Genomic DNA, 5,348 nt, shown 5'->3' on the forward strand with positions numbered 1-5,348 from the left:
CTTCTGAAAATAATCACTTGACAGCAAATGAGGCTGCTGTAGAATGCGCGCCTCGGTTGAGACGAAAGATCTTAACCAACCGCTCTTTAACAACTGAATCAAGCAATTCGTGTGGGTGCTTGTGGAGTCAGACTGATAGTCAACAAGATTATCAGCATCACAAGTTACTCCGCGAGAAATCAAAGATGTAACCAACGATTGCTGAGCCAAGTTTAGGGTTTCTTAAAAACCCAAAGATGTTTGAACTGAAGAGTTTGATCATGGCTCAGATTGAACGCTGGCGGCAGGCCTAACACATGCAAGTCGAGCGGTAGAGAGAAGCTTGCTTCTCTTGAGAGCGGCGGACGGGTGAGTAATGCCTAGGAATCTGCCTGGTAGTGGGGGATAACGTTCGGAAACGGACGCTAATACCGCATACGTCCTACGGGAGAAAGCAGGGGACCTTCGGGCCTTGCGCTATCAGATGAGCCTAGGTCGGATTAGCTAGTTGGTGGGGTAATGGCTCACCAAGGCGACGATCCGTAACTGGTCTGAGAGGATGATCAGTCACACTGGAACTGAGACACGGTCCAGACTCCTACGGGAGGCAGCAGTGGGGAATATTGGACAATGGGCGAAAGCCTGATCCAGCCATGCCGCGTGTGTGAAGAAGGTCTTCGGATTGTAAAGCACTTTAAGTTGGGAGGAAGGGCAGTTGCCTAATACGTAACTGTTTTGACGTTACCGACAGAATAAGCACCGGCTAACTCTGTGCCAGCAGCCGCGGTAATACAGAGGGTGCAAGCGTTAATCGGAATTACTGGGCGTAAAGCGCGCGTAGGTGGTTTGTTAAGTTGGATGTGAAATCCCCGGGCTCAACCTGGGAACTGCATTCAAAACTGACTGACTAGAGTATGGTAGAGGGTGGTGGAATTTCCTGTGTAGCGGTGAAATGCGTAGATATAGGAAGGAACACCAGTGGCGAAGGCGACCACCTGGACTGATACTGACACTGAGGTGCGAAAGCGTGGGGAGCAAACAGGATTAGATACCCTGGTAGTCCACGCCGTAAACGATGTCAACTAGCCGTTGGGAGCCTTGAGCTCTTAGTGGCGCAGCTAACGCATTAAGTTGACCGCCTGGGGAGTACGGCCGCAAGGTTAAAACTCAAATGAATTGACGGGGGCCCGCACAAGCGGTGGAGCATGTGGTTTAATTCGAAGCAACGCGAAGAACCTTACCAGGCCTTGACATCCAATGAACTTTCTAGAGATAGATTGGTGCCTTCGGGAACATTGAGACAGGTGCTGCATGGCTGTCGTCAGCTCGTGTCGTGAGATGTTGGGTTAAGTCCCGTAACGAGCGCAACCCTTGTCCTTAGTTACCAGCACATAATGGTGGGCACTCTAAGGAGACTGCCGGTGACAAACCGGAGGAAGGTGGGGATGACGTCAAGTCATCATGGCCCTTACGGCCTGGGCTACACACGTGCTACAATGGTCGGTACAGAGGGTTGCCAAGCCGCGAGGTGGAGCTAATCCCATAAAACCGATCGTAGTCCGGATCGCAGTCTGCAACTCGACTGCGTGAAGTCGGAATCGCTAGTAATCGCGAATCAGAATGTCGCGGTGAATACGTTCCCGGGCCTTGTACACACCGCCCGTCACACCATGGGAGTGGGTTGCACCAGAAGTAGCTAGTCTAACCTTCGGGAGGACGGTTACCACGGTGTGATTCATGACTGGGGTGAAGTCGTAACAAGGTAGCCGTAGGGGAACCTGCGGCTGGATCACCTCCTTAATCGACGACATCAGCTGCTCCATAAGTTCCCACACGAATTGCTTGATTCATTGAAGAAGACGATAAGAAGCAGCCCGAAATTGGGTCTGTAGCTCAGTTGGTTAGAGCGCACCCCTGATAAGGGTGAGGTCGGCAGTTCGAATCTGCCCAGACCCACCAATTTTGTGTGGGAAACGCCTGTAGAAATACGGGGCCATAGCTCAGCTGGGAGAGCGCCTGCCTTGCACGCAGGAGGTCAACGGTTCGATCCCGTTTGGCTCCACCACTACTGCTTCTGAAGTTTTGAAAGCTTAGAAATGAGCATTCCATCAGGTTGATGGTGAATGTTGATTTCTAGTCTTTGATTAGATCGTTCTTTAAAAATTTGGGTATGTGATAGAAAGATAGACTGAACGTTACTTTCACTGGTAACGGATCAGGCTAAGGTAAAATTTGTGAGTTCTCTTAATTGAGAAATTCGAATTTTCGGCGAATGTCGTCTTCACAGTATAACCAGATTGCTTGGGGTTATATGGTCAAGTGAAGAAGCGCATACGGTGGATGCCTTGGCAGTCAGAGGCGATGAAAGACGTGGTAGCCTGCGAAAAGCTTCGGGGAGTCGGCAAACAGACTTTGATCCGGAGATGTCTGAATGGGGGAACCCAGCCATCATAAGATGGTTATCTTGTACTGAATACATAGGTGCAAGAGGCGAACCAGGGGAACTGAAACATCTAAGTACCCTGAGGAAAAGAAATCAACCGAGATTCCCTTAGTAGTGGCGAGCGAACGGGGACTAGCCCTTAAGTGGCTTTGAGATTAGCGGAACGCTCTGGAAAGTGCGGCCATAGTGGGTGATAGCCCTGTACGCGAAAATCTCTTAGTCATGAAATCGAGTAGGACGGAGCACGAGAAACTTTGTCTGAATATGGGGGGACCATCCTCCAAGGCTAAATACTACTGACTGACCGATAGTGAACTAGTACCGTGAGGGAAAGGCGAAAAGAACCCCGGAGAGGGGAGTGAAATAGATCCTGAAACCGTATGCGTACAAGCAGTGGGAGCAGACTTTGTTCTGTGACTGCGTACCTTTTGTATAATGGGTCAGCGACTTATTTTCAGTGGCGAGCTTAACCGAATAGGGGAGGCGTAGCGAAAGCGAGTCTTAATAGGGCGTCTAGTCGCTGGGAATAGACCCGAAACCGGGCGATCTATCCATGGGCAGGTTGAAGGTTGGGTAACACTAACTGGAGGACCGAACCGACTACCGTTGAAAAGTTAGCGGATGACCTGTGGATCGGAGTGAAAGGCTAATCAAGCTCGGAGATAGCTGGTTCTCCTCGAAAGCTATTTAGGTAGCGCCTCATGTATCACTGTAGGGGGTAGAGCACTGTTTCGGCTAGGGGGTCATCCCGACTTACCAAACCGATGCAAACTCCGAATACCTACAAGTGCCGAGCATGGGAGACACACGGCGGGTGCTAACGTCCGTCGTGAAAAGGGAAACAACCCAGACCGTCAGCTAAGGTCCCAAAGTTATGGTTAAGTGGGAAACGATGTGGGAAGGCTTAGACAGCTAGGAGGTTGGCTTAGAAGCAGCCACCCTTTAAAGAAAGCGTAATAGCTCACTAGTCGAGTCGGCCTGCGCGGAAGATGTAACGGGGCTCAAACCATACACCGAAGCTACGGGTATCACGTAAGTGATGCGGTAGAGGAGCGTTCTGTAAGCCTGTGAAGGTGAGTTGAGAAGCTTGCTGGAGGTATCAGAAGTGCGAATGCTGACATGAGTAACGACAATGGGTGTGAAAAACACCCACGCCGAAAGACCAAGGTTTCCTGCGCAACGTTAATCGACGCAGGGTTAGTCGGTCCCTAAGGCGAGGCTGAAAAGCGTAGTCGATGGAAAACAGGTTAATATTCCTGTACTTCTGGTTATTGCGATGGAGGGACGGAGAAGGCTAGGCCAGCTTGGCGTTGGTTGTCCAAGTTTAAGGTGGTAGGCTGAGATCTTAGGTAAATCCGGGATCTTAAGGCCGAGAGCTGATGACGAGTTATCTTTTAGATAACGAAGTGGTTGATGCCATGCTTCCAAGAAAAGCTTCTAAGCTTCAGGTAACCAGGAACCGTACCCCAAACCGACACAGGTGGTTGGGTAGAGAATACCAAGGCGCTTGAGAGAACTCGGGTGAAGGAACTAGGCAAAATGGCACCGTAACTTCGGGAGAAGGTGCGCCGGTGAGGGTGAAGGACTTGCTCCGTAAGCTCATGCCGGTCGAAGATACCAGGCCGCTGCGACTGTTTATTAAAAACACAGCACTCTGCAAACACGAAAGTGGACGTATAGGGTGTGACGCCTGCCCGGTGCCGGAAGGTTAATTGATGGGGTTAGCTAACGCGAAGCTCTTGATCGAAGCCCCGGTAAACGGCGGCCGTAACTATAACGGTCCTAAGGTAGCGAAATTCCTTGTCGGGTAAGTTCCGACCTGCACGAATGGCGTAACGATGGCGGCGCTGTCTCCACCCGAGACTCAGTGAAATTGAAATCGCTGTGAAGATGCAGTGTATCCGCGGCTAGACGGAAAGACCCCGTGAACCTTTACTATAGCTTTGCACTGGACTTTGAATTTGCTTGTGTAGGATAGGTGGGAGGCTTTGAAGCGTGGACGCCAGTCTGCGTGGAGCCATCCTTGAAATACCACCCTGGCAACTTTGAGGTTCTAACTCAGGTCCGTTATCCGGATCGAGGACAGTGTATGGTGGGTAGTTTGACTGGGGCGGTCTCCTCCTAAAGAGTAACGGAGGAGTACGAAGGTGCGCTCAGACCGGTCGGAAATCGGTCGTAGAGTATAAAGGCAAAAGCGCGCTTGACTGCGAGACAGACACGTCGAGCAGGTACGAAAGTAGGTCTTAGTGATCCGGTGGTTCTGTATGGAAGGGCCATCGCTCAACGGATAAAAGGTACTCCGGGGATAACAGGCTGATACCGCCCAAGAGTTCATATCGACGGCGGTGTTTGGCACCTCGATGTCGGCTCATCACATCCTGGGGCTGAAGCCGGTCCCAAGGGTATGGCTGTTCGCCATTTAAAGTGGTACGCGAGCTGGGTTTAGAACGTCGTGAGACAGTTCGGTCCCTATCTGCCGTGGACGTTTGAGATTTGAGAGGGGCTGCTCCTAGTACGAGAGGACCGGAGTGGACGAACCTCTGGTGTTCCGGTTGTCACGCCAGTGGCATTGCCGGGTAGCTATGTTCGGAATAGATAACCGCTGAAAGCATCTAAGCGGGAAACTAGCCTCAAGATGAGATCTCACTGGAACCTTGAGTTCCCTGAAGGGCCGTCGAAGACTACGACGTTGATAGGTTGGGTGTGTAAGCGCTGTGAGGCGTTGAGCTAACCAATACTAATTGCCCGTGAGGCTTGACCATATAACACCCAAGCAATTTGCTTGCTTCGAGCTGAAAGGCAAAAGAGCACCAGATTGCGGTGTGTGAAGACGAAATGAACCGAAAGTTCGACGTTCACAAAACACCGAAAGCTATCACATACCCAATTTGCTGAAGCGAGGCCACCTGGTCACGACTCAGTACCC

Annotated in this window: 2 tRNA genes and 2 rRNA genes; all 4 read left to right on the top strand. The window is 51.1% G+C overall.

What is annotated here, in order from left to right:
* Positions 1-242: 242 nt before the first annotated feature.
* The 4 genes from NTD80_RS02185 to NTD80_RS02200 all read left to right on the top strand — a co-directional run bounded on the left by NTD80_RS02185 (position 243) and on the right by NTD80_RS02200 (position 5,184).
* Positions 243-1,779 (top strand): 16S ribosomal RNA (locus tag NTD80_RS02185).
* A gap of 82 nt (positions 1,780-1,861) precedes the next feature.
* Positions 1,862-1,938: transfer RNA gene (locus NTD80_RS02190), tRNA-Ile, on the top strand.
* A 30-nt stretch (positions 1,939-1,968) separates the two neighbouring features.
* Positions 1,969-2,044, top strand: a tRNA-Ala gene (locus tag NTD80_RS02195).
* A gap of 248 nt (positions 2,045-2,292) precedes the next feature.
* A 23S ribosomal RNA gene (locus tag NTD80_RS02200) occupies positions 2,293-5,184 on the top strand.
* The 16S and 23S rRNA genes sit together here with 2 tRNA genes alongside, the layout of an rRNA operon.
* The last annotated feature ends 164 nt before the right edge of the window (positions 5,185-5,348 follow it).

The organism is Pseudomonas sp. 13B_2.1_Bac1 (genome assembly GCF_025466155.1).
GTDB lineage: Bacteria > Pseudomonadota > Gammaproteobacteria > Pseudomonadales > Pseudomonadaceae > Aquipseudomonas > Aquipseudomonas aylmerensis.